The following is a 24542-nucleotide window of genomic DNA, read 5'->3' on the forward strand; positions in this document are numbered from 1 at the left end:
CATCCGGCCTACATGAGCGCCACGTAGGCCTGATAAGCGCAGCGCCATCAGGCAGTTCACGGTTTTAAGGTAGGTGATGTATGTGCGAACTGCTCGGGATGAGCGCCAATGTGCCAACCGATATCTGCTTTAGCTTCACCGGGCTGGTTCAGCGCGGCGGAGGGACCGGGCCGCACAAAGACGGCTGGGGTATTACGTTTTATGAAGGTAAGGGCTGCCGTACGTTTAAAGATCCGCAACCCAGCTTTAATTCGCCTATCGCCAAACTGGTACAAGACTACCCCATCAAATCCTGTTCCGTGATTGCCCATATTCGTCAGGCGAACCGTGGCGAAGTGGCGTTGGAAAATACCCATCCCTTTACCCGCGAACTGTGGGGACGCAACTGGACCTATGCTCATAATGGACAGCTCAGTGGCTATAAATCGCTGGAAACCGGAAATTTCCGCCCGGTCGGGGAAACCGACAGCGAAAAAGCTTTCTGCTGGCTGCTCCACAAGCTGACGGAGCGTTATCCGCGCACGCCTGGCAATATGACGGCGGTGTTTAAATATATCGCAATGCTGGCAGGAGAGCTGCGGGAGAAGGGCGTCTTCAACATGTTGTTGTCTGACGGACGCTATGTGATGGCCTTCTGTTCGACCAACCTGTTTTGGATCACGCGTCGTGCGCCGTTTGGCGTGGCGACATTGCTGGATCAGGATGTGGAAATCGATTTTAGTTCAGAGACCACACCCAATGATGTGGTCACCGTGATTGCCACTCAACCGTTAACCGGCAATGAAACCTGGCAAAAGATTATGCCAGGCGAGTGGGCATTATTTTGTCTCGGGGAGCGTGTAGTTTGATGCCAGTTGCGGCTGAACCACTTCGTGACTCAACGGCTTGCTGACGACGTAACGACCATCGACGACGGAGACGGTCGGTGGTTTACGTGTTTGTTCAAAGTAATCGTATCCCGGCTTTAACTGGGCCCAGAAATCTTTGTAATACGAGAACTTATGGCGCTGCATGTTGGCATCGGTCATGCGGAACGGGTAAATGCTAACCTGTACGCTGGACTGCCCGAACACCAGAGCACCGGTCACAAACTGGAAAATCTCATCAATGCCGTTGTCGGTCATTGCGTAGCAGCCGACGGAAACACAGGCACCGTGGATCATCAGGTACTTACCTTCATAACCGTGTGCGCGGTCGTAGGCGTTAGGGAAACCAATGTTAATCGCTTTATAGAAGCGGCTATCCGGTTTCAGCTGTCCACGCTGTACGCTGTAAAATCCTTCCGGACTTTTGAAATCACCCTGACGCTGTTTCGGCCCTAAGCCGCCGGAATAATTGCAGATCTTATAGCTGTCGAGCAATTGATACTGTTCGCCCATCTTGACGTACAGATCCAAGGTTCGCTCTTCTTTGAAGATCTGGATATAAACGGGGGAGCCCATTAATTGCTGCTTATATTCTTTGCTGACAGGCGTAGTCGGGCTGCTGCTGCTCAGCAAACCGGCAAATGAAACGCACGGCAATAAAAGCATCGCAAGAAAAAATGCGATTTTACGCATACTGCTTATTCCTTGATAAAACGATCACACACGCCAGGACGGCAAAAAGAATCCCCAAATCGGATAAATCTGGATCTGGAGCGCTCACATTAGCACCAAGAGAGTTTTTCGCAAGTCTCTCGTGCGGCGTTTACACTTTAGTTTTTCTTTATACGGAAAATTGCGCTTAAAGGCAGTCAGACACTGGCGTATTTTGCTGGTTACTGCGCTTCATTGGGTCTTAATCGTGCTGGATGGATAATGGGTCAGGAACGGCCCAGCATTAGGTACAACCAGACTTCTCACAACATAAAAATACTGTATACTTAAACAGTGATGTGGGAGACAAACGATGCGTAAAATCATACATGTCGATATGGACTGCTTTTTCGCGGCAGTGGAAATGCGTGATAATCCAGCCCTGCGCGACATTCCCATTGCTATTGGCGGCAGTCGTGAACGTCGGGGGGTCATCAGCACGGCCAATTACCCGGCGCGCAAATTTGGCGTGCGTAGCGCAATGCCAACGGGAATGGCATTAAAGCTGTGTCCGCATCTCACTTTATTACCTGGTCGTTACGAGGCCTATAAAGAAGCCTCCCGCCAGATTCAGGCTATTTTCTCTCGTTATACCTCGCTGATAGAATCTCTTTCGCTGGATGAAGCCTATCTGGATGTGACCGACAGCACCCACTGCCACGGCTCAGCTACGCTGATCGCTCAGGAAATCCGCCAGACAATTTTTAACGAGTTACAGTTAACCGCCTCTGCCGGAATTGCGCCGGTAAAATTTCTGGCAAAAATAGCTTCCGATCTCAACAAACCCAATGGGCAATATGTGATTACCCCTGCCGATGTTCCTGAATTTCTCAGAACATTACCGTTAGGCAAAATTCCCGGCGTTGGCAAAGTCTCCGCCGCTAAGCTGGAATCAATGGGATTACGTACCTGCGAAGATGTTCAAAAATACGACCTGGCAATGCTGCTCAAACGCTTCGGCAAGTTTGGTCGCGTGCTGTGGGAGCGCAGTCAGGGGATTGACGAACGGGACGTCAACAACGACAGGCTGCGTAAATCCGTCGGCGTGGAGCGTACGCTGGCGGAAGATATTCACGAGTGGTCGGAGTGTGAGGCGATAATTGAACGGCTCTATCCTGAACTGGAACGGCGTCTGGCAAAGGTAAAGCCGGATCTGCTGATCGCTCGCCAGGGGATAAAACTCAAGTTTAATGATTTTCAGCAGACTACGCAGGAGCACGTCTGGCCGCGCTTAAATAAAGATGACTTAATTACGACAGCGCGCAAGACCTGGGACGAGCGTAGGGGAGGGCGAGGCGTCAGGCTGGTGGGATTACACGTCACGCTGCTGGATCCACAAATGGAAAGACAACTGCTATTGGGGCTGTGATTCAGAACAATTGCCGGATGTCGGCGTAAACGCCTTATCCGGCCTACAAACCAGCGAGCATGCCGGATGGCAGCGTAAAAACTTTATCCAGCCTTCAAATCAGCGTGCAGGCCAGATGGCTACGTAACAACTTTATCCGGCCTACAAATCAGCATGTAGGCCAGATAAACGTAGCGTCATCCGGCATTTAGCGCAGAATCTTACTTCGCCGGAATAGACTTCAGCAGTTCAGTCAGCAGCGTCCAGTAATGGCCGACGCTTTCGATATGAACCTGCTCATCCGGGGAGTGTGGACCGGTGATAGTTGGCCCGATGGAAACCATGTCCATATCTGGATACGGTTTCTTGAACAGACCACATTCCAGACCAGCGTGGATGATCTGGATATTCGGCGTTTTGTTGAACAGACGCTGATAGGTTTCACGAACCAGGTGCATAACCGGAGAGTTAGCATCCGGCTGCCAGCCTGGGTATCCGCCTTTTGCCTGGGTTTTCGCGCCAGCCAGTTTACCCAGTGAATCCAGCATGCTCACCACGTAGTCTTTACCGCTGTCGATCAGGGAACGGATCAGGCAGTGAATTTCAACGTTGTCGTCAGTCATGGTGACAACGCCGACGTTCAGAGAGGTCTCTACCACGCCTTTGGCGACGTCAGAGTTGCGGATTACGCCGTTCGGGGTGGCGTTCAGCAGACGCACAAAGCTGTCGCGAGACTGAGCGGTCAGCGCGGCTTTGTCTTGAGTTACGGCATCCAGCAGCAGAGCCAGGTTCTTCTCTTTGGCTTCCAGTTCGTTTTTCAGGATTTCCTGATAGGTGTTGACCAGCGCTTTTAACGCATCAACTTTATCTGCAGCCACGGCGAGGGTGGCAAAGGCTTCACGCGGAATCGCGTTACGCAGCGTACCGCCGTTGAAATCAACCAGACGCAGATCCAGCTCTTCAGCGTGGCCCGCCAGGAAGCGTACCAGCAGTTTGTTCGCGTTACCGAGACCCACGTGGATTTCGCCGCCGGAGTGACCGCCTTTCAGGCCTTTTAACGTCAGCTTAAAGCTCTGGAATCCAGCCGGGATTGCTTCACGGGACAGCGGCAGGTTAGAGGTAAAGTCGATACCGCCTGCGCAACCCATGTAGATCTCACCTTCTTCTTCTGAGTCGGTGTTGATCAGGATATCTGCCTGCAGCCAGTTAGCCTGCAGACCAAACGCGCCATCCATACCCGCTTCTTCGGTCATGGTCAGCAGCACTTCCAGCGGACCGTGTACTACGCTGTCATCAGCCAGAACGGCCAGCGCAGACGCCATACCGATGCCGTTATCCGCACCCAGCGTAGTGCCACGGGCTTTCACCCATTCGCCGTCAATATAAGGCTGGATAGGATCTTTAGTGAAGTCATGCACGGTGTCGTTGTTTTTCTGCGGGACCATATCCAGGTGCGCCTGCAGAACGACCGGCTTGCGGTTTTCCATGCCTGCGGTAGCGGGTTTGCGAATCAGGATATTACCGACTTGATCGCGCTCGACGTGGAAACCTTTCTCTTGGGCCCAGCTCAGAATGTGTTCAGCGAGCTGCTCTTCATGATAGGACGGATGAGGAATAGAACAGATTTTGGCAAAAATATCCCATAGCGGTTGCGGGGATAATTGAGACAGTTCAGACACGTTGAGTCTCCTTGGCGATGTCCTACAAAACTTGCTTGCAGGCCACGGGGTTAGCAGAATTAAAAACACCACAAGTCAGGCTTGCGCGATGCGATTGAGAATACCACTTTCTCCGCTGACGGCTAGCATAAAGCATGCAAAAAGAGGCGCGGATTCCGCGAAACACTGGTTTTTAGTGCGTCAGATCTCTATAATCTCGCGCAACCTATTTCCCCCTCGAACACTTTTTAAGCCGTAGATAAACAGGCTGGGACACTTCACATGAGCGAAAAATACGTCGTCACCTGGGACATGTTGCAGATCCATGCACGTAAACTGGCAAGCCGCCTGATGCCTTCTGAACAATGGAAAGGCATTATTGCCGTTAGCCGTGGTGGTCTGGTGCCGGGCGCATTGCTGGCGCGTGAATTGGGTATTCGTCATGTCGATACCGTATGCATCTCCAGCTACGATCACGACAACCAGCGCGAACTGAAAGTGCTGAAGCGTGCCGAAGGCGACGGTGAAGGTTTCATCGTAATTGATGACCTGGTTGACACCGGTGGTACCGCCGTTGCGATCCGCGAAATGTATCCTAAAGCGCATTTCGTCACTATCTTCGCTAAGCCGGCTGGTCGCCCGCTGGTGAATGATTATGTTGTTGATATCCCTCAGGATACCTGGATTGAGCAGCCGTGGGATATGGGCGTAGTGTTCGTCCCGCCGATCTCTGGTCGCTAATCTAAAAAGTTTTCAACGCCTGGCAACTGCCGGGCGTTGTTCTTTTTGTGCTGTGTCAGGTTACACTATGCCTTAGTGAGTACTCATGGAGGCTGCAATCATGTCACAGGCTAACCTCAGCGAAGTCCTGTTTAAACCCCGCTTCAAACACCCTGAAACGTCAACACTGGTTCGTCGTTTTAATCACGGCGCGCAGCCGTCCGTACAATCTGCCCTGGATGGCAAAACCATTCCGCACTGGTATCGCATGGTGAATCGCCTGATGTGGATCTGGCGCGGCGTCGACCCGCGCGAAATCCTTGAGGTGCAGGCACGTATCGTGATGAGCGAAGCCGAGCGTACAGATAAAGAACTCTACGATACGGTTATCGGCTATCGCGGTGGGAACTGGATCTATGAGTGGGCGAAGCAGGCGATGGACTGGCAACAGAAAGCGTCTATGGAAGAGGATCCGCAGGTGAGCGGACGCCACTGGCTGCATGCGTCTACGTTGTACAACATTGCCGCTTACCCACACCTGAAAGGCGATGAGCTGGCAGAGCAGGCACAGGCTTTGGCGAATCGCGCCTATGAAGAGGCCGCACAGCGATTGCCGGGCACGCTGCGTGAGATGGAGTTTCCCGTCGCTGGCGGTGCGCCGATCACCGGCTTCTTACATATGCCAAAAGGTGACGGTCCGTTCCCGACGGTGCTGATGTGTGGTGGTCTCGATTCCATGCAAACGGATTACTACACCCTGTATGAGCGCTATTTTGCCCCACGGGGTATAGCCATGCTGACGCTGGATATGCCGTCGGTTGGGTTCTCGTCAAAATGGAAACTGACTCAGGATTCCAGCCTGCTGCATCAGCATGTATTAAAAGCGCTGCCTAATGTTCCCTGGGTGGATCACACCCGCGTGGCGGCCTTCGGTTTCCGCTTTGGCGCTAACGTAGCGGTACGTCTGGCGTATCTGGAATCATCGCGTCTGAAGGCGGTGGCCTGTCTGGGGCCAGTGGTTCATGCGCTGCTTAGTGACCCGCAGCGTCAGGCGAGCGTCCCGGAAATGTACCTTGATGTACTGGCCAGCCGCCTGGGGATGCATGACGCCTCCGATGAAGCGCTGCGCGTTGAGCTTAATCGCTATTCATTAAAAGTGCAGGGCCTGCTGGGGCGACGCTGCCCGACGCCAATGCTCTCGGGATTCTGGAAGAACGATCCGTTTAGCCCGGAAGAAGAGTCACGTTTAATCACATCTTCATCTTCAGACGGTAAGCTACTGGAGATCCCCTTCAACCCGGTGTATCGCAATTTTGACAAAGGGTTGCAGGAAATAACCGGTTGGATCAATCAGAGATTGTGTTAAAAGTTTGCTAAATTTTAGCGATTTGGTAAAACAGGTGCTTCACCTAAGGAGATCGTAATGACGTTACCGAGTGGGCATCCGAAAAGTAGATTGATCAAGAAATTCACCGCGCTTGGCCCGTATATCCGGGAAGGGCAGTGCGAAGATAATCGATTTTTTTTCGATTGTCTGGCTGTTTGCGTCAACGTGAAACCCGCCCCTGAGAAACGCGAGTTCTGGGGCTGGTGGATGGAACTGGAGGCGCAGGAAAAACGTTTCACGTACAGCTATCAGTTTGGTTTGTTTGATAAAGACGGTAACTGGACGGCGGTGCCGGTGAAAGAGACTGAAGTGGTAGAGCGACTGGAATACACCTTACGTGAATTCCATGAAAAATTACGTGGCTTGTTAACGACGCTGAATCTGGCGCTGGAACCTGCTGACGACTTTAAGGATGAACCGGTTAAGTTAACGGCATAATGAACAGTAAAATGCCGGATGGCGGCGCAACCCCATCCGGCATTTTTTATGCTATATCAGAACTGGTAGACCATACCGACAGCAACGATGTCATCATCGTTGATGCCCAGTTTATTATCGCTATCCAACTGGTTGATTTTATAATCAACGAACGCGGACATATTTTTGTTGAAATAATACGTTGCGCCCACGTCGATATAATTCACCAGGTCTTCATTGCCGACGCCTTCAATATCTTTCCCTTTAGAAAGCACATAACCCAGTGACGGACGCAGACCAAAGTCAAACTGGTACTGAACAACCGCTTCGAAGTTCTGTGTTTTATTGGCGAAGCCGCCGGAAATTGGCGTCATATTGCGTGTTTCAGAATAGAACGTCGCAATATAAATATCGTTAGCATCATATTTTAAGCCGGTTGCCCAGGCTTCAGCTTTATCACCCGTACCGCGAGTTTGCAGATTCTGCTGGTTGGTTCGATCGGAGTTGGTATAAGCGCCGCTCACCGCGAAATCGCTGCCGCCAAAGTCATAGGTAACAGAAGTACCAAAACCGTCGCCGTTCTGTTTTTTCACATCGCGATCCTGGTTTTTACCCTGGTATTGCAGGGTCAGATCCAGGCCATCCACGACGCCAAAAAAGTCGGTGTTACGGTAAGTTGCCAGACCGCTGGCGCGTTTGGTCATAAAGTTATCGGTCTGTGCGGAGGAGTCGCCACCAAATTCCGGGAACATATCGGTCCAGGCTTCCACGTCATACAGCGCACCCAGGTTACGACCATAATCAAACGAGCCAAAATCTTTTAATTTCACACCGGCGAAGGCCAGACGTGTTTTTTGTTGGTTAGAGTCGCTTTCAGCTTTATTGCCGGCAAACTCTGCTTCCCAACGACCATAACCGGTTAGTTGATCGTTAATTTGCGTTTCACCTTTAAAACCTAAACGGATATAGCTTTGGTCACCATCTTTGCTGTCATAATCCGTCATGTAATGCATGGCTTTTACTTTGCCGTACAAATCCAGCTTATTACCGTTCTTGTTATACACTTCCGCTGCCTGTACGGATGCCGACGCAACAATTCCCATCACCACTAATGCCAGAGTGCTCTTTTTCATTTTCATTCCTGATTAAAAGTACGCGCTAATATTCACTGGGTGTGATCCCCGTTAAAAGACAGGAGGGTTTTTAACGTCTGGCAATGAACGTTTTATGACAAAGTAAGAATATTTTTAAAAAAGGATGTTTTTTTGTTTCTGTAATAAATGCGTCAAAATCTGCCGCTACGCTTGCTGATCCTGCGCAATAAAATTTCATGCTTTGTGCGCTGGTTGTTGGCAACCGGGGCCAGTCCTGCTAAAACGTTCGTTTGATATCATTTTCCCCAATTTTGAATGGCAGAGAATCATGAGTGACAGCCAGACGCTGGTGGTAAAACTTGGCACCAGTGTGTTAACGGGCGGATCCCGCCGCCTGAACCGCGCCCACATCGTAGAACTGGTTCGCCAGTGCGCGCAGCTCCATGCCGCAGGGCATCGTATTGTTATCGTTACCTCTGGTGCGATTGCCGCCGGACGTGAGCATCTTGGTTACCCGGAGCTCCCGGCAACGATAGCTTCGAAACAGCTGTTGGCGGCGGTCGGGCAGAGCCGACTGATTCAACTGTGGGAACAGCTATTCTCGATTTACGGTATTCATATCGGGCAGATGCTGCTGACGCGTGCAGATATGGAAGACAGAGAGCGCTTCCTCAATGCCCGCGATACACTCCGCGCGCTGCTGGATAACAACATTGTTCCTGTCATTAATGAGAATGACGCCGTAGCGACCGCTGAGATTAAAGTCGGCGATAACGACAATCTCTCCGCGCTGGCGGCAATTCTGGCCGGTGCCGATAAGCTGCTGCTGTTGACCGATCAGCAGGGGCTGTTCACCGCCGATCCACGCACCAACCCGCAGGCTGAGCTGATTAAAGACGTGCACGGCATTGATGATGCGTTGCGCGCCATTGCCGGGGATAGCGTCTCGGGTCTGGGAACCGGCGGCATGGGAACAAAACTGCAGGCAGCCGATGTCGCGTGCCGCGCCGGGATCGACACCATTATTGCCGCAGGCAGCAAGCCGGGCGTGATTGGCGACGTGATGGAAGGCGTTTCCGTTGGGACGCGTTTTCATGCTCAAGCCTCTCCACTGGAGAACCGTAAACGCTGGATCTTTGGCGCGCCGCCTGCCGGGGAGATTACCGTCGATGAGGGCGCGACCGCAGCAATTCTGGAACGCGGCAGCTCATTACTGCCAAAAGGCATTAAAAGCGTGACAGGTAACTTTTCTCGTGGTGAAGTGATCCGCATCTGCAATCTCGAAGGGCGCGATATTGCCCATGGCGTCACCCGCTATAACAGCGACGCGCTGCGCCGTATTGCCGGACATCACTCACAACAGATCGACACCATCCTGGGCTATGAATACGGTCCGGTTGCTGTCCATCGCGACGACATGATCACCCGTTAAGGAACAGGCATATGCTGGAACAAATGGGCATTGCTGCCAAAGCCGCGTCATACAAGCTGGCGCTGCTCTCCAGTCGCGAAAAAAATCGCGTACTGGAAACCATTGCTGATGAGCTGGAAGCGCAAACGGAAAGCATCCTCAGCGCGAACATACAAGATGTTGAGCAGGCGCGAGCCAACGGCCTGAGCGAAGCGATGCTCGACCGCCTGGCGCTGACGCCGGCGCGTCTGAAAGCGATTGCTGACGATGTGCGCCAGGTCTGTAATCTTGCCGACCCGGTAGGGCAGGTGATTGACGGCGGCCTGCTGGATAGCGGTCTGCGTCTGGAGCGTCGTCGCGTCCCGCTGGGCGTGATTGGCGTGATTTATGAAGCGCGTCCAAACGTCACCGTTGACGTTGCCTCCCTGTGCCTGAAAACCGGCAATGCGGTGATTCTGCGCGGTGGGAAAGAGACCTACCGGACCAACGCCGCCACCGTGGCTGTTATCCAAAAGGCGCTGAAAGCCTGCGGTTTACCCGCGGCTGCCGTACAGTCAATTGATAACCCGGACCGCGCGTTGGTCGCTGAAATGCTGCGGATGGATAAGTACATCGATATGCTGATCCCTCGTGGTGGCGCGGGTCTGCATAAGCTGTGCCGTGAGCAGTCGACCATCCCGGTCATCACCGGCGGTATTGGCGTATGCCATATTTATGTTGATGATACCGCGGAGATCGCCCCGGCCCTGAAGATTATCGTTAACGCCAAAACCCAGCGTCCAAGCACCTGTAACACTGTAGAAACTCTGCTGGTGCATCAGGATATTGCTGAGCGTTTCCTGCCTGCGTTAAGCCAAAAGATGGCGGATAGCGGTGTTACGTTGCACGGTGATGAAATCGTGATGCAAGTTCTGCATGGCCCTGCCAAACTGGTGCCACTAAAACCGGAAGAGCTGGATAACGAGTTTCTGTCTCTGGATCTGAACGTTGTGGTGGTCGAAAATATGGATGGTGCTATCGCCCATATTCGCGAACACGGTACCCAGCACTCGGACGCCATACTGACGCGCACGCTCAGCAACGCCAACCGTTTCGTGAATGAAGTGGACTCTTCCGCCGTGTATGTAAACGCCTCTACTCGTTTTACCGATGGCGGCCAGTTCGGACTGGGTGCGGAAGTGGCGGTGAGCACGCAAAAACTGCACGCACGTGGCCCAATGGGACTGGAAGCACTGACCACATATAAGTGGGTTGGCTTCGGTGACGACACGATTCGTGCGTAATTAAAACTGGGTGATGCAATAATAGCCATCTGATTTAAAAGGCTATTAAGGCATCACCCAGTTAATTCTAACCTTCACCCCGTTGCCGCATTTTTTATCCTGCGTTTTTAACATCATCCGCACCCGTCTGGTTCTGACCTATGCATTCTCTGGCGCCAGAAAGGCGGCGTATCACAGAATTTTCCCTGCCTGCATGAATTTTCCTGGTCTTCGTTTCACGTATTGTTCCCATGGCCCGATCTATTAGAATCAATCTCATTTTTATGAGGAGTTGTTGCGTGAAATCGGATATTCACAAACTTAGTATTCCTGTTGTGCCGCTTGGCAACCCGTTTCCTCCCCGTCATTGTTCGCTGTGCCCAAAGGGAGCGGCGATTGACCGTGATAATCAATACAAATTAATAGACAAAAGAAGGCGGTTTAAAGCTGGGGAGATACTCGCTCGGCAGGATGAAACCGCGGAGATGCTTTTTGTTATCCATGAGGGGTACTGCAAGTCCAGCGTGGAATGTGGCGATAACGTTTATATCAGCCGCTTTTATGTTCCGGGAGATATCATGGCGCTGGATGCTGTCGAAGGAGGGAAGTATCTGACAACTATCCAGGCGGCAACGGCTGCAGAGGTTTGCCACATTGATATTGCGCGGTTGTTCAAGGTAGCAGAGAAGGAGCCTTCGGTTGCTGCCGCAGTCATCAAGTTTCTCTGCAGGGATAATGGATTCATTGTTGAAAAACTGCGGCGCTATGCGAATAAACATGCTGAGGCCAGGATCGCGGCTTTCCTGGTGGAATTTTACGAGATGCATTTGCGCATCGGCAGGCCAGAAACGACGCTTCGCTTGCCATTTTCTCGGGAGGAAATTGCCAGTTATCTCGATCTTAAAATTGAAACCGTTAGCCGCTCATTAAAATCACTTGAACAGCAGAATTTGATTACCTTACATAGGGTACGTACCGTAACTATTAATAGTTATCTTGGTTTAAAACGTTTTATCTAATTTTCTATTTAACGATAATCATTATCTCTCCTGATAAGCCAGGAATATTCATTTTATATGGAAAATTCCTGGTTTTAATGTTGTCAAATAATTATCAATTAGAATGTAGTTTCTGTAGGTGAATGTTTTTTTATAAGAATATTCCCTCGCAAATGGATATATCATGAGAATTTTCTTGCGGCGTTAAAAATTTAGCATAATTGCAACAAATAATAAGCATTATAGAGAAACTATGGAGGTGTTAATTATCTTTATGTTTTGTAAGGGTTTTGCTCTCGTGGTATTTGTATGATCTTTTTGATATTTATCAAAAACATAAAAAAGATGAATTGTTTGATTTGTCTTATTTATTTGGGTGATAGTTCTGGTTCATGGTGTTATTTAAGTAAATTAAACTTAGGAAACTTCTTAGATTATCGTTTTAGTGGGAAAATTCTTAGTCTTTTTGTAATTTTTGCGTTTCAGGGTTTGTTGAGATGTTACTTAATTCAAATGATAATTTTTGGGCGCGGCAATTCTGGCTCGCAATTAATGGAACCGCTGGAGTGACTTAATAATAAGACTCGGTGGTGAGTTTGTTCTTAGGAGAAGATAAAAATGAAAAAATTATTATTAGTGACCTCTCTGGCGTCTGTATTTGTTGCGGCAAATGCAATGGCAGATGTCACTGCTTCTGCAACGGCCTCGTGGGACGCGACGGCAACAAAAGATACCACCAGCATGTTGGTCGTCACTCCGCTGAACTCTTTGACTTTCCAGTATGCGGAAGGTCTGAATGGCTTCAACTCCCAGGATGGCGCGTTTGATGTGACTATTCAGGGCCAGGAAACGGCAACTGATTTTGAACTGACCGCTCAGATTATTAGCAATACTCTGACCAACGCCAGTGGCGATGCGTCTACCCTGAACGTAGGGGTGGCATGGAATGGCACCGCGTTGACTAATTCATCAGATACTGTCCTGGTAAATTCCAGCTCGACTTCTGGTCTTGAAAGCCTGATGGCTGATGGCGCTTACAACGGTGCTGACCGCGTCAGCGATCAATCCAACTTCAAATTCACCATTGCGTCTGCGACTTCTGATGGTAGCACGCCGGTAACGGATTACTCTGCACTGCCAGACGGCTATTGGGCTGGTGATGTAAAAGTACAGTTCAATGCAACCTGGACGACTCCGTCCACCTAAGAAATAAAATTTCGGGAGGAGAAATTCTCCCGAATTTATCAGGAATGGTGTCATGAATAAATATTTACCGGCAGCAATGTTGGTAGGGTTGGTAATCTCTTTTTCCAGCTGGGCAATTAACGTTGGTGATATCACGTCGATAATGACTTCTACTGAGAGTTCATTATCGAAAGAAATTACTAATACGACAGATTCGGCTCGTTATGTCAGCGTATCGGTAAAACAACTGTCATCACCCTTAGCGGGCGGAGTCGAAATAAAACCCGTTAATTCCGGGGAATTACTCTCTACGCCTGCCAATCTAATTCTGCCTGGTCAGGCAAAGGATGTTTTTCGCTTCTTTTATAAAGGGCCTGCAGATGATCTCGAACGTTATTATCGTCTGCAATGGATAGATGAGCCGGTCACCGAGAGCGCGGAAACCCGGGCGAATAAAATGGCGGTTGCAACAGCGTCGGCTGAAATTGGCACTATTCTGGTGGTTGCGCCGCGAAAAGAGCGTTTTGAATATAATCGTAATGGTGATGTTATTAGCAATACTGGCAATGTTTCATTTCGAGTAATCGCCTATGGGGCTTGCAAAGATAATGCTCGCGATCAGGGTCGGGGCTGTCGTGAACGTTATTACATTATGCCAGGTACAAAAATAAAACTGCAGTTCACCGACATTAGTAATAGCCGCTCACGCATTGGGATCTGGCACGGTAAGCAGTTTATTACAGTGAAGTGATGGTCAATAGCAGCCATCTGTACGGGAAAAATAAAAATACCGGATTGTAAGGATGCATATGACAACAACATATATTGTTGGCGGTAGCATTTGTCTTTTTCTTGCGCTGACACCAGGAACTTCACATGCAGCCCCAGTAAAAGTGGGTAATTACGTTATTCCCAGCGCTTTCGCTCGTTCACTGGAGCAGGGAATGACGGTGCCGGTTTATATCCGTTACAACGAGACTGATGAGAAAAGTCAGCAAAAAATTGCCGATGCGGTGATTTCGCTTGTTGATGGCAATATTACAGTTAAAGCACTGACTCTTGCTGAATTGCCCAATAATGCTGTGTTATCCGAGAAAACCCGCGCGTTAGTGGAAAAAATCCGTGATGTAAAGTTTCACGATAATACGAATATTGAACTGTCAGATGATGCTCGACTGCAACTTAATGTCTCATCATTTCACCTGGAGATGATTGTCAGCAAAGATGCGTTAACTGAAGCGATTGTCGCGCGCAGTAGCTTGCTTGGACCTTCCAGCGTTGAAACTCTGTCTAACGTCCTGAACTACAACTTTGGTACCTACTATAACAATTACCGAAATGGCAGCAGTACCCGCAGCTATCTGACGATGGACAATACAACATCGCTGCGGGAGCACCACATTAATGTTAACGGTTCGTTTTACGGCATCGGTGACAGCAATGGTACCAGTAAACTTTATCGTGCGATGTATGAGCGCGATTATGAAGGGTATCGACTGGCGCTGGGGATGCTTGATACATGGAATGTCCAGTCTATTGCCAGCCTGAATGCGCTGAATGGTGGGAAAATTTACGGTGTGAGCTACGGGAACAAAGGAAGTACGGTTGTTGAGAATACCGCGCTTTCACTCACGCCGATTACCGTATTTTTGCCAGCCGCTGGTGAGGTTCATGTCTTCCGCGATGGACGTTTGCTCAGCGTGCAGAACTTTAATATGGGCAGCTATGAAATTGATACCAGTCGCTTTCCGTATGGTGTTTACGACGTCACGGTAGATATCGTGGTCAATGGGCGGACAATTAATAGTCGTGTCAGCCGGGTTAATAAGATCTTTGCTCGCCAACAAGCTGCCGGAGTTCATCAGCTCTCATGGCAGTTTTTTGGTGGTTCGCTGGATTATGATCGGGTGAGCTATAAGCGTAACCACTATCAGGATTTGGGTAGTGAGCAGACCTGGATTGCCGGGGGGGCCGCATCGGTGACGCTGGCGATATTGTCGGGGCTGGGCCTGAAATCAACGATCTACGGTTTTGACAACAATGCGGTTAATGAAACGGATGTCACGCTGAATGTGAATGAATACGTCAGTATTGGCAATCAGATGTTGGTAGCGAACGATTCATCATGGCGAAACATCAGTAACATTAATCTCAATGTCCCTGAGGGATATGGTTCCCTTTGGGCATCTCGTGAAGACAGTAAAATTGGCGATCGCTTGCCTATGCAGGAGCGTGATAACTATTCCATTGGCGGAACTCTTAACCTCGGAAAGTTTATTCCTCATGGTGGTTCACTCACTGTTAGTCAGACGGAGAATCGTTACTCAGGCAATAAATACCGTAATCTGGATTACAACACGACTCTTTATTCTGGAAGGTATGCCACGATTGGGTTACGTGCAGGAATTCAGCGTTATTACTACAACAACCGAAATGACGATGGGCGACAGGAACGTTATGTCAGCCTGGACTTATCGTTGCCGTTGGCGACCTGGTTGAGCATGGGCGTCTCCCGAGATCGCTATGGCAGCACCCAGGGTAATCTCAGTGCACGAAAACAGTATGCTGAAGGGCCGATTAAATCGGTCGGATTATCGGCATCAACGCGTCTGAGTGGTGAACAGCATTACGACAATAATTATTCGGTAAACGGCAATCTAAGTTATGACACGAAATATAACGCTGGCACCGTATCGGTAACACGTTCTGCTGACAACTCCACCAATATGAACTTCTCTTCCCAAGGTTCTCTGGCATGGGCAGGTAAAGACTTCGGTCTGAGTAAAGAGAGACAGCGTTCTGGCGTTATCGTAAAAACAGATTTGACCGGCGAGGGGAAACTGGCTGCGAAGATTAATAACCGCAATTATCTTCTCAGCGGTAAATCAAATTTTATTGCGTTGCCGCCTTATGCTCAGTACAAGCTGGAGATCCTTAATGATAAAAATTCTGAAGACAGCTTCGATATTGTTTCAGGGCGAAAACAGGAACTGACGCTTTATCCGGGCAACGTTGGCGTTATCAACCCTGAAGTGAAAAGCATGGTCACCGTATTCGGTCGCATTCGTTATCCCGATGGACAGTTGGCTGCAAATACCGATATTCATAACCACATCGGTAAAACACGTACGGATGCAAAAGGTGAGTTTGCTATCGATATTGATAAAAAGTATCCGGTTATTACGTTAATTTCTGCCAATGGCAGGGTATGTGAAGCCGATCTGGATCTGGAAAAAGCACGCGGTGCGGCGTGGGTTGGCGATGTGAAATGTGCAACGCAAACCACGATGGCACAACGATAAGGTATTAATAATGAATAAATCTCTATCTCTTATTTTTGGGTGTGCCTTTGCCGTGTTATCCCCATCTGCCTGGGCGCTCTCGGCATCCACTCAGGCAGCAGTCAATAACAATTATTTGTTTATAGAAAACAATGTTGATAACGAATACTTTATTACCCCGTCCTCCCTCGATCCTCGCATTAGTGGGTCGAACACCTGGGTAAAATATGGAAACGACCAGGATAGCCTGGGATACATAGGTATTGTTGGCTGGGTGGCCAATACCACATATTACAAGGATATGTGGATTAATAATTCGCCAATCAGTGAACCATTCCGGGGTATTCGTTGCACTACTGGTGCTAATTGCCCTGCATCTGGCTATATTGCTGCCGAGCTAACCGATCAATTTGGTTTTTATCACACCAAAGCAACCGGATCCGGAATCGCCGGTGGATACTATGGTTTTGCATCGCTGACAGACTCGGCGTATGAATACTTCCGCAATATATCGGTCGGAAGCGCAGAGACATATAACCTTAATTTTTGTCGAACCACGATTGACTATGATTATGCGGCTGGGCAACGTTGTAAAGACCAGAGCAGCGGTAATTGGTATATCAGACCTTATACATTAAATAAAATAGGTCATTTATCTTTGGTTTCTACCAATGCATTTCAGGAGTTATGGGTTGCCAGTGATGGTACGCCGAGCATCACTAAAGACAGTGGTTATTGTGAGCTGGGTGTGGTCAGTCGTGAAGATGGCGTTATCTGTAAGATGATTTCATACAATTTAAATCAAACCAGCAATCTGACGGCTTCACTACGTATTCGTATGTACGCGGATAGCGGTTTGCTCGGTTTTACGCCTGCGGCTGCCACAATAAAATATTCTGGTGATGGTCAAACCTGGACTAACTTTAGCTCGACGTCGGTTTATTATAATATTTTTAGTAATAGTGGTGAGTATGTCTATGTTTTTCTGTCGAAAACATTCCTGAAAAATATGGTGGATCGTGGCGTCAGTATCACCAACAGCCAACCATTTACATTTGCTTTTACAAATAGCGTGACGCCAGAGTCGGGGTATTACCAGTTTACTCCTTCGCTACAGCTCAATATTGTTCCAAAGGAATATGGGATCAGTATTATCTCATCGGATAACAGCACCTCGGCAAGCGGCAGCGGCACAATTGGCGAGACCGCTCCGATTGAGATGGATTACACCGTGACGGTCTCGGGGCCTCGTCAGGCTGATAGCATTACCGCACAAGTTATTGGGGAAAGTACGACGATAAACAATGTGCCTTATTGCCTGTTCACTTCTACGCAAGGTGGGTTATCTGTCCCAATTCCCGCCTTTCTTCAGTACAACAGTCAGTCGGGTGGCGTGGTACAGAAACGAAATAGCTGTAGTGAAGCGGCGATCAGCATGAGAGATGCGCAATGGCAACAGACGCCCTGGGACGCAAATAATACAGATGATGGAAGCTACTTTGCGACTGATTTAAAATTGCTTTTCCCAATGAATGATTCGCGTTCGATGTTGACCGTTTCCGGTGCGGATTGGGAAGGTGTTGTCAGTGCCAGCGGAGAGATAAAAGTGACGGCGAATTGGGTGGGAGTGACGCCATGAGCCACTGTCGTTTGGCGCTAAGATGGATATTGGCCTTGCTTTCCGGGCTGGCGGTGTTCTCCGCACAGGCAGTCTATCTGGAGTCGACTATTTATGAGATGCCATCGGATAAATCATTTATCAGTAAACGAATCTATAACGATAGCCAGAAACAGAACGTGTACAGTATTAGCGCAGTTAAAATAGATAAACCGGGACCGGGAGGTGAAAACAGAAGTGCTATTGCCGAAGGCGAACTTTTGTTTACTCCGCTCCGTTTTTCACTGGCATCGCAGGCAAGTGAGTTTTTTAAGATTTTCTATCGTGGCCCGCAGGATGATAAAGAACGCTATTACCGAATACTGTTTCGTGAAATGCCGATAACGCTGTTTACCGAGCGTAATCAAGGGAAAGGCGGACAGGCTCTCCCGGTGATCGCTATGGATACCATATTGGTCGTTCGTCCGAGGAAAATGAACCTGGCCTACACCATTGATGAGATAAACGGGACGTTGAAAAACACAGGGAATACTTTTTTCAAAATTATCGTACACCAGGGGTGTCACTCAACTGATGATGAAGCCACCATGCGTTATGTGTTACCAGGGAAAACCTGGCATAGTAGTGAGTTGAAAACAAAAAACCGGAAATTTATCGTAGCGTTGCAGAAATACCTACCCGTGGGTCAGAGTTGCTCAAAAATTAATCATTAAGGGGGTTGGGTCTGAACCAATATGCCCTGATTATATATTGAACCTATACTGTCACTCGCTATAGAAAATGTAGCAATAAATTTAGAGTCGATGAAACAATATGTCGTGCATATTGTCGGAAATGTTTATGAATACAAGATCTACGACATCCTCTCTTAGTTTGTCGGTCAGCATAAACTACGGTAATATGTTATTCTGTTGGTCATTGTAGTTATATGTTTTGTAAATTTTGTATTTATAGCTTTTTGTTTTGTAATGAAGTGAAAGTGAGTAAAGGGATTTGTACTGATTAAGAAATGGAGTTTTTTCTTTTTCAATTTTTAAATGGAACTTACGGTGTGATGAGAATACTCATATGGATAACTGTGATTATAAATTCTGAATTTACGTGATATGGCTTATGGATAAAGTTATATCACGAATCGCCTTATGATTATTGGAGGTCGAAGGTGTTGTATATTCTCTCGTGAATAGAGCGAGGGACCTGCTATGCCATAAATTTAAGTTGGTGATAACTATGAATACGAAAAAAATTTTTCTGCTCAGTTATGATACTTTCCTTTTTTCAGGAATAAAAGCATGGTTACCAAATCTGGTATTGATCGATGCACGGACATTTATTTCTGGCACGCAGTCAGTTATGTCGCAATATCCGTCCTGCTTGCTGGTGATCGATAACCGGTTGCCATTATTATTGGTCAAAAAATGGCTTCAGAGAAACAGTACACAGTTCATCAACATACACTGTATTGTTCTGCGGATGTGCGAAACCCTGCCTGTTAATCGGGGATATGAAGAATATTCCTTTATCAATGGGGGGGAATTGTCGGAGCAGTTGATCGCTCAATTAAAAGAGAGTCTATTGGCACCTAACAAAGTTGTGGAAGTCAATAAAGATTCACCGATGTTTACTTTTAACTTGACTGAATTTGAAGAAGAAATGCTGTATTCATCATTCACAAAAGAAAAACTGCATGATTTCTGTATTGCTAATTCGCTAACAATTAAGTCAGTGTATCGATATCGGGATAAAATTACTGCTCGCCTCGGCTTTTCCAATTTTAATGAAACTGTTATCTTTTTAACTCGAAATAATTTATTAAATGAAGGTTCTATAATCAATAATAATGTGAGTGGGGATACAGTTTACACTGACTCATATGATGTTTCGGATACTAGTAGACTGAGTATGGCAATAAGGAATGAGGAGATCATTCCTTATTTTCAACCCATCGTGAATATCAGGGGCGATGTTTGTGGCGTTGAGGTATTGGCTCGTTGGCCACAGGGACATAACTATGCTATTTCTCAGCGAGAGTTTATTCCATTGGCTGAAAAAATTGGCTTAATCAATGAGTTAACTAGCTATTTAATGACCGCTGTTGCGCGCAATCTGGTCTCTGGAGGCGCAAGCATTAATAAAACACTGTTCGTTTCTTTTAATGTCAGTCCGTCAGGTTTAAATAATCCTGTATTCTATTGGGAATGCCTTAATTTTATGGAGATAACGCAAGGTCTGCCGATAAAATTGATGATAGAGATAACAGAGAACCAGACGTTCACGATCACTCCTGCAATCAAAGAACTTATTCGTTCGTTACGAAATAAAGGTGTTTTGTTCGCTTTGGATGATTTTGGTACTGGATACGCTAATCTCTGCTATCTCAATGAGTTAGACCTGGATGTAATCAAAATTGATAAAAGCTTCATTAAGGAAATTAAAGAGGTTGATCAATATATCCCTATGCTCGAGTCAATTACTCACCTTTCAGGACTTCTGGGGTTACGTACGGTGGCCGAGGGCGTTGAAAATGACTATCAGCAACAATGGCTGGGAAAAAATAATGTTGACTATCTGCAGGGGTATCAGTTTCTACCGCCAGTGACATTTAATGATTTTATCCGGTATTACCAGCAGTCTGTAGATTTGTTTGAATCAGCGTCGGATTCACCTTTATCTACGTAATTCATTTTTGACACGGTTTTTACATATGAAGGGTAAAACCTTTAAACGAGTATGTGCTCTGAGCTGACATGGCCTGCAGCATGATTTTTTCCTGAACACCAGGGGCAGACGCCTCTGGTATTGGCGTCTTTGCATCGCTGCCTTTCTGTCTGGTTAAGTAAAAAGTCCTACAGTGAAGTATGCACCGTTTGTTTATGTATCTTAAACGGGGTATTTATAGTGATATCAGCGTTAATCAAACAGGTACTGAGGTTTGCCCGTAGCCATGCGTCATTTCCTGCAAAAATTAAGAGTCTGGCTTCCACCACCACTCATCCTGTTATTATTCCTCATCGCGGATGCGTTGACGGCGATCCCGCGTTTCACATTTGGCGCGGTGACTATCGTAATAAGTGCATTGTTGGCTAGCGTCAGTCTGGCGATGATACTGCATACCGCGTGGCAGATGCGGAAGAAACGTACGACGCTAAACCCACTGCATGCAGAGAAATCGACCACACTTGTTACTGGCGGATGTTATGCCTGGAGCCGCAATCCAATCTATCTTGGAATGAGTGGACTCCAGTTAGCTTTTTCTCTCTACGTTGGTAGCCTGATTGGAATATTGGCTGCACCGCTGTTTATACTGGTGGTTGCCAGATTACATATTGATTTTGAAGAGGAACAACTGCGAAAACATTTCGGGCCGGAATGGATACGCTATGAGCAGCGTGTTCGCCGCTGGTTATAGAATTCCCTTGCCGCGTACCAGGACACCTGTGACGACACGATTCGTGCGTTATTGAAACCGGATGATGCAAAAATAGGCGTTTGATTCGCAAGGCCATTGACGCATCGCCCGGTTAGTTTTAACCTTCTACCCCGTGTTCACATTCGTGGGCATGTCCTTATCAGGGCCGATATAGCTCAGTTGGTAGAGCAGCGCATTCGTAATGCGAAGGTCGTAGGTTCGACTCCTATTATCGGCACCATTTCAAAATCTTCCCAGGTCTACCGAAATCAACTAAAAGCCCGTTTACTGCGGTTTTCAGCGCACATCTTATTTTTCGGGTAACCTGCACCACGTTCTCCGTATCGCCATTCTTGGTTGGTAGTTAAGAGGCCGTTAATCAGGCCTCGTCGAAATGGCTGATAATATCGAGCGGCCCTGCGCCAGGGCCGATTCGTTTACTGAGCAGATTCAACAGGATGTAAATGCAATACGCTTCAACCCCTCTACCGCTTTTTCGAGGTAGGCGCGTGGACATCCCATGTTCAGGCGGATAAAACCATTTCCAGCAGGACCAAAGCCATTTCCCATTGAAGGCGCAATACCGGCAACATCAAGCATTACCCATTTGAGCTGCTCATCATCCAGTCCAAGCGCTTTGCAATCTATCCACAGTAGATACGTTGCCTGGGAAGGAACAACCCGAGCCCATGGGAGATATTCATCAATTTGTTGAATAAACCAGCGTCGATTTTCAGCCAGATAGCCAAGTAAATCGTCTAACCATGGTGCACCATGTTGCCATGCAGCCGTACTCGCCTCGACGGATAGCGCATTGAATACATCCAGTCCATGCGCATCCAGACGGCGTAAAAAGTGTTCACGCAATGCCGGTGCCGGTATCAGAAAATTAGCAATACGCAATGTCGACAAACCAAACGTTTTACTGGCTGAAGTAGCTGAAATTACACGCGAATGCCAGCGTTCTCCCAGATGCAGAACTGAAGTAAATTGTTCTCCTGGAAGCAATAAATCTGCCCATATCTCATCAGACAGCAACGTTACATCATAGGTCTCGCATAGCGTAAGTAGCTGTTCCAGCTCCTGTGCAGACCAACAACGACCGGTTGGATTATGCGGATTACATAAAATCATCAACGGCGGACGTTCAGTCCGGAATAACATTTCCAGGTGAGCAAAATCCATTTGATAACCGGTAGCCGGGTCCTCATACAACGGATTTTCCAGCAGCTGTCTGCCGTTCAGAGAGATAATTTTAGCGAATGAGCCATAATAAGGTCCCTGAACGACCACGCCTTCACCGGGTTGACTCAGCATTTGTACGAGTAGCGATAATCCCGGAACAACACCTTCAATACTGCAGATCCACTCTTGCTTGATTTCCAGCTGATGCCGGGTTGAGAACCATGAGATTAATGAATCAAAGTAGCTTTGTGGTCGTTCGCTGTAACCAAAAATACCGTGCCCGACGCGATGAGTTAAAGCTTCCTGAACAGCGGGCGGGCAAGTAAAGTCAAAATCAGACACCCACATTGGCAACAGTTGATGTGTATCCTCGCCGAAATATCGCGCCATAAAGTCCCATTTCAGCGAGGCGGTATCGTGACGATCGATAATCTTATTAAAATCCATTACATGCTCTCCCTATTCTGTTGCCGTAATATTTTTTTCTGTTTCTGCCACTGATGGCGCCTTCGCAATACCGATTCCCGTGAAACCGTAAATCAAGGCGAAGAAGATTGCGGCATAGCACTGAATCGCCCATGGCAATAAATCCAGCGTGCTCACTCCTAATGTCGTGGCCATATAAACTCCGGCAGCGGTCCACGGCAACAACGGCTCAATAACGGTGCCAGCGTCTTCAATAGTGCGGGACAGATTTTTGGTATCCAGTCCCATACGACGATATGCGTCTTTAAATAGTTCAGCTGGAACCAGAAGAGCCAGCTTGCCGTCGCTTGTCGCTCCGGTCACCAGAAGGGTGGTACCAATGGTTGCCGCAATTAACTGACCGACACTGTGAATGACCGTCAGTAAGCGGTTAATGATAATGTTGAGCGCGCCGGTTAACGTTAAGGCACCGGCAAAAGAGAATGCGCAAAATACCAGAAGGATAGTGCTCATCATTGAGAACATTCCGCCGCGGTTCAGCAGGCGCGGAACATCAACAATAATGCCCTCACTCCCTTGCGGGAACATAGTAATGTTAAATCCATCTATAAAGGCATCCAGTCCCTGCTTGATGCTGAGTCCTTGCATGACAACGCCCAGAATCAGGGCTAATACGCATGCACTCAGCATTAAAGGAATGACCGGCTTTTTACGAATCGCGCCCCACAACACAATAACTGGCGGCAAAATCAGAATGATATTGAAGTGGTATAGCGACTCCAGAGCGTTGACAATATCGGTAACCCGTTGCGGCGTGGCGACCTCGCCGAGCATATTGCTGTGGCCGGCAATAAGATAAACCACGGCGGCAAGCAGAAAGCTGGGAAGAGTGGTCCACAATAAGTGCTGGATATGCTCGAAAAGGGTGGTATCTGCAACAATGGCCGCAAAGTTGGTGGAGTCTGACAGCGGCGATATCTTGTCACCGAAGTAAGCGCCAGAAACAACGGCACCTGCCGCTGCTGCCATCGAAACATCCAGTCCGGCGGCAACGCCCATCAATGCTACGCCAACCGTTCCGGCGGAACCCCAGGAGGTTCCGGTACACACCGATACGACGCTGGTCAAAAAGAAGGCGGCGATGAGAATGTATTCGGGGCTGATGAGTTTAAGTCCCCAGTACACCATGTAAGGGATGGTGCCGCTGAACATCCATGTACCAATCAGGCCGCCAACACAGATAAGAATCATGATAACCGGCATTGCTTTGGCGAGTTTATCAACCACCGAATTAATGATGTCTTCCCAGCAATACCCTTGCCACCAGGCCATGCCCGCGGCGACTGCAGCAGAACATAGCAACAAGGGCTCAATACGTAGCCCCATGATGCCGTAGCCAATAATTAGCAGCAGTAGCATGGCTAAAATAGGGATCACTGCCAGTCCAAATGAGAGTGTTTTTTTCTGATTTTGAGAGGCATTCATTCATGAATCTCCAGTCTGTAAGGTCGCTCAAGAGTAGAGAACACCCTTTTGCCTGACTGTGATCGCTCATTGGCCCTCATG

20 protein-coding genes and 1 tRNA gene are annotated in these 24542 nt (G+C 48.2%); 16 read left to right on the forward strand and 5 right to left on the reverse strand.

Annotated features, from left to right (window positions below):
* Positions 1-80: 80 nt before the first annotated feature.
* Positions 81-848, forward strand: coding sequence for a class II glutamine amidotransferase (locus OGY67_RS16380; RefSeq protein ID WP_003031388.1), 768 nt, complete (start codon positions 81-83; stop codon positions 846-848).
* Here OGY67_RS16380 and dpaA read toward each other — a convergent pair.
* On the reverse strand, positions 819-1559 hold the full coding sequence (dpaA, locus tag OGY67_RS16385) for a peptidoglycan meso-diaminopimelic acid protein amidase (protein WP_003830823.1): 741 nt from the start codon (positions 1557-1559) through the stop codon (positions 819-821). The genes OGY67_RS16380 and dpaA overlap by 30 nt on opposite strands.
* A 331-nt stretch (positions 1560-1890) precedes the next feature.
* Here dpaA and dinB point away from each other — a divergent pair, with 331 nt between their 5' ends.
* Entirely contained in the window at positions 1891-2946 is a 1056-nt protein-coding gene (gene dinB, locus OGY67_RS16390; RefSeq protein ID WP_286574189.1) for a DNA polymerase IV, read from the forward strand.
* Between the two features lie 200 nt (positions 2947-3146).
* On the opposite strand, the gene pepD is transcribed toward dinB, so the two are convergent.
* A complete protein-coding gene (gene pepD, locus OGY67_RS16395) occupies positions 3147-4604 on the reverse strand; it encodes a cytosol nonspecific dipeptidase (protein ID WP_008783788.1) in 1458 nt (485 codons plus the stop codon).
* Positions 4605-4865: 261 nt separating this feature from the next.
* On the opposite strand from pepD, the gene gpt reads away from it, so the two are divergent.
* The 3 genes from gpt (at position 4866) to crl (ending at position 7128) form a co-directional block, all read left to right on the forward strand.
* A complete protein-coding gene (gpt, locus tag OGY67_RS16400) occupies positions 4866-5324 on the forward strand; it encodes a xanthine phosphoribosyltransferase (RefSeq protein ID WP_003031380.1) in 459 nt (152 codons plus the stop codon).
* Positions 5325-5424: 100 nt separating this feature from the next.
* A complete protein-coding gene (gene frsA, locus OGY67_RS16405) occupies positions 5425-6669 on the forward strand; it encodes an esterase FrsA (RefSeq protein WP_048214870.1) in 1245 nt (414 codons plus the stop codon).
* A gap of 57 nt (positions 6670-6726) precedes the next feature.
* Entirely contained in the window at positions 6727-7128 is a 402-nt protein-coding gene (gene crl, locus OGY67_RS16410) for a sigma factor-binding protein Crl (protein WP_008783790.1), read from the forward strand.
* A gap of 56 nt (positions 7129-7184) precedes the next feature.
* Here the strand turns inward: crl and phoE are convergent, their stop codons facing one another.
* Complete coding sequence (gene phoE / locus OGY67_RS16415) at positions 7185-8240, reverse strand: phosphoporin PhoE (RefSeq protein ID WP_003830831.1); 1056 nt, start codon at positions 8238-8240, stop codon at positions 7185-7187.
* A 289-nt stretch (positions 8241-8529) separates the two neighbouring features.
* Here phoE and proB point away from each other — a divergent pair, with 289 nt between their 5' ends.
* The 11 genes from proB to OGY67_RS16470 all read left to right on the forward strand — a co-directional run bounded on the left by proB (position 8530) and on the right by OGY67_RS16470 (position 21606).
* A complete protein-coding gene (gene proB, locus OGY67_RS16420) occupies positions 8530-9633 on the forward strand; it encodes a glutamate 5-kinase (protein WP_003031373.1) in 1104 nt (367 codons plus the stop codon).
* Between the two features lie 11 nt (positions 9634-9644).
* Positions 9645-10895 (forward strand): glutamate-5-semialdehyde dehydrogenase, encoded by a 1251-nt coding sequence (gene proA / locus OGY67_RS16425; protein WP_279850356.1) that lies wholly within the window; start codon positions 9645-9647, stop codon positions 10893-10895.
* Between the two features lie 278 nt (positions 10896-11173).
* A complete protein-coding gene (locus OGY67_RS16430; RefSeq protein ID WP_048236043.1) occupies positions 11174-11893 on the forward strand; it encodes a Crp/Fnr family transcriptional regulator in 720 nt (239 codons plus the stop codon).
* 597 nt (positions 11894-12490) lie between these two features.
* Positions 12491-13078 carry a common pilus major fimbrillin subunit EcpA gene (gene ecpA, locus OGY67_RS16435; RefSeq protein ID WP_286574190.1) on the forward strand — a complete coding sequence of 196 codons (588 nt, stop codon included), beginning with the start codon at positions 12491-12493 and terminating at the stop codon, positions 13076-13078.
* A 52-nt stretch (positions 13079-13130) separates the two neighbouring features.
* Positions 13131-13808 carry an EcpB family pilus assembly chaperone gene (locus OGY67_RS16440; protein ID WP_286574191.1) on the forward strand — a complete coding sequence of 226 codons (678 nt, stop codon included), beginning with the start codon at positions 13131-13133 and terminating at the stop codon, positions 13806-13808.
* A gap of 58 nt (positions 13809-13866) precedes the next feature.
* On the forward strand, positions 13867-16359 hold the full coding sequence (locus tag OGY67_RS16445) for a CS1-pili formation C-terminal domain-containing protein (RefSeq protein WP_286574192.1): 2493 nt from the start codon (positions 13867-13869) through the stop codon (positions 16357-16359).
* 10 nt (positions 16360-16369) lie between these two features.
* Positions 16370-17977 carry a fimbrial adhesin EcpD family protein gene (locus tag OGY67_RS16450; protein ID WP_286574193.1) on the forward strand — a complete coding sequence of 536 codons (1608 nt, stop codon included), beginning with the start codon at positions 16370-16372 and terminating at the stop codon, positions 17975-17977.
* Positions 17974-18669 carry a fimbrial biogenesis chaperone gene (locus OGY67_RS16455; RefSeq protein WP_286574194.1) on the forward strand — a complete coding sequence of 232 codons (696 nt, stop codon included), beginning with the start codon at positions 17974-17976 and terminating at the stop codon, positions 18667-18669. Before OGY67_RS16450 ends, OGY67_RS16455 begins: the two co-directional genes overlap by 4 nt.
* A gap of 517 nt (positions 18670-19186) precedes the next feature.
* Positions 19187-20635, forward strand: coding sequence for an EAL domain-containing protein (locus OGY67_RS16460; RefSeq protein ID WP_286574196.1), 1449 nt, complete (start codon positions 19187-19189; stop codon positions 20633-20635).
* 265 nt (positions 20636-20900) lie between these two features.
* Complete coding sequence (locus tag OGY67_RS16465; RefSeq protein WP_111466073.1) at positions 20901-21365, forward strand: methyltransferase family protein; 465 nt, start codon at positions 20901-20903, stop codon at positions 21363-21365.
* Between the two features lie 165 nt (positions 21366-21530).
* Positions 21531-21606 (forward strand) — tRNA-Thr (locus OGY67_RS16470).
* Positions 21607-21815: 209 nt separating this feature from the next.
* Here OGY67_RS16470 and OGY67_RS16475 read toward each other — a convergent pair.
* A complete protein-coding gene (locus tag OGY67_RS16475; RefSeq protein WP_265640158.1) occupies positions 21816-22997 on the reverse strand; it encodes a MalY/PatB family protein in 1182 nt (393 codons plus the stop codon).
* Between the two features lie 12 nt (positions 22998-23009).
* The gene (gene nhaC / locus OGY67_RS16480; protein ID WP_275260632.1) at positions 23010-24461 is read right to left on the reverse strand and encodes a Na+/H+ antiporter NhaC; all 1452 of its coding nucleotides are present in this window, start codon (positions 24459-24461) and stop codon (positions 23010-23012) included.
* Positions 24462-24542: the final 81 nt, after the last annotated feature.

It is taken from the genome of Citrobacter sp. Cpo015, assembly GCF_030333035.1.
GTDB lineage: Bacteria > Pseudomonadota > Gammaproteobacteria > Enterobacterales > Enterobacteriaceae > Citrobacter > Citrobacter portucalensis.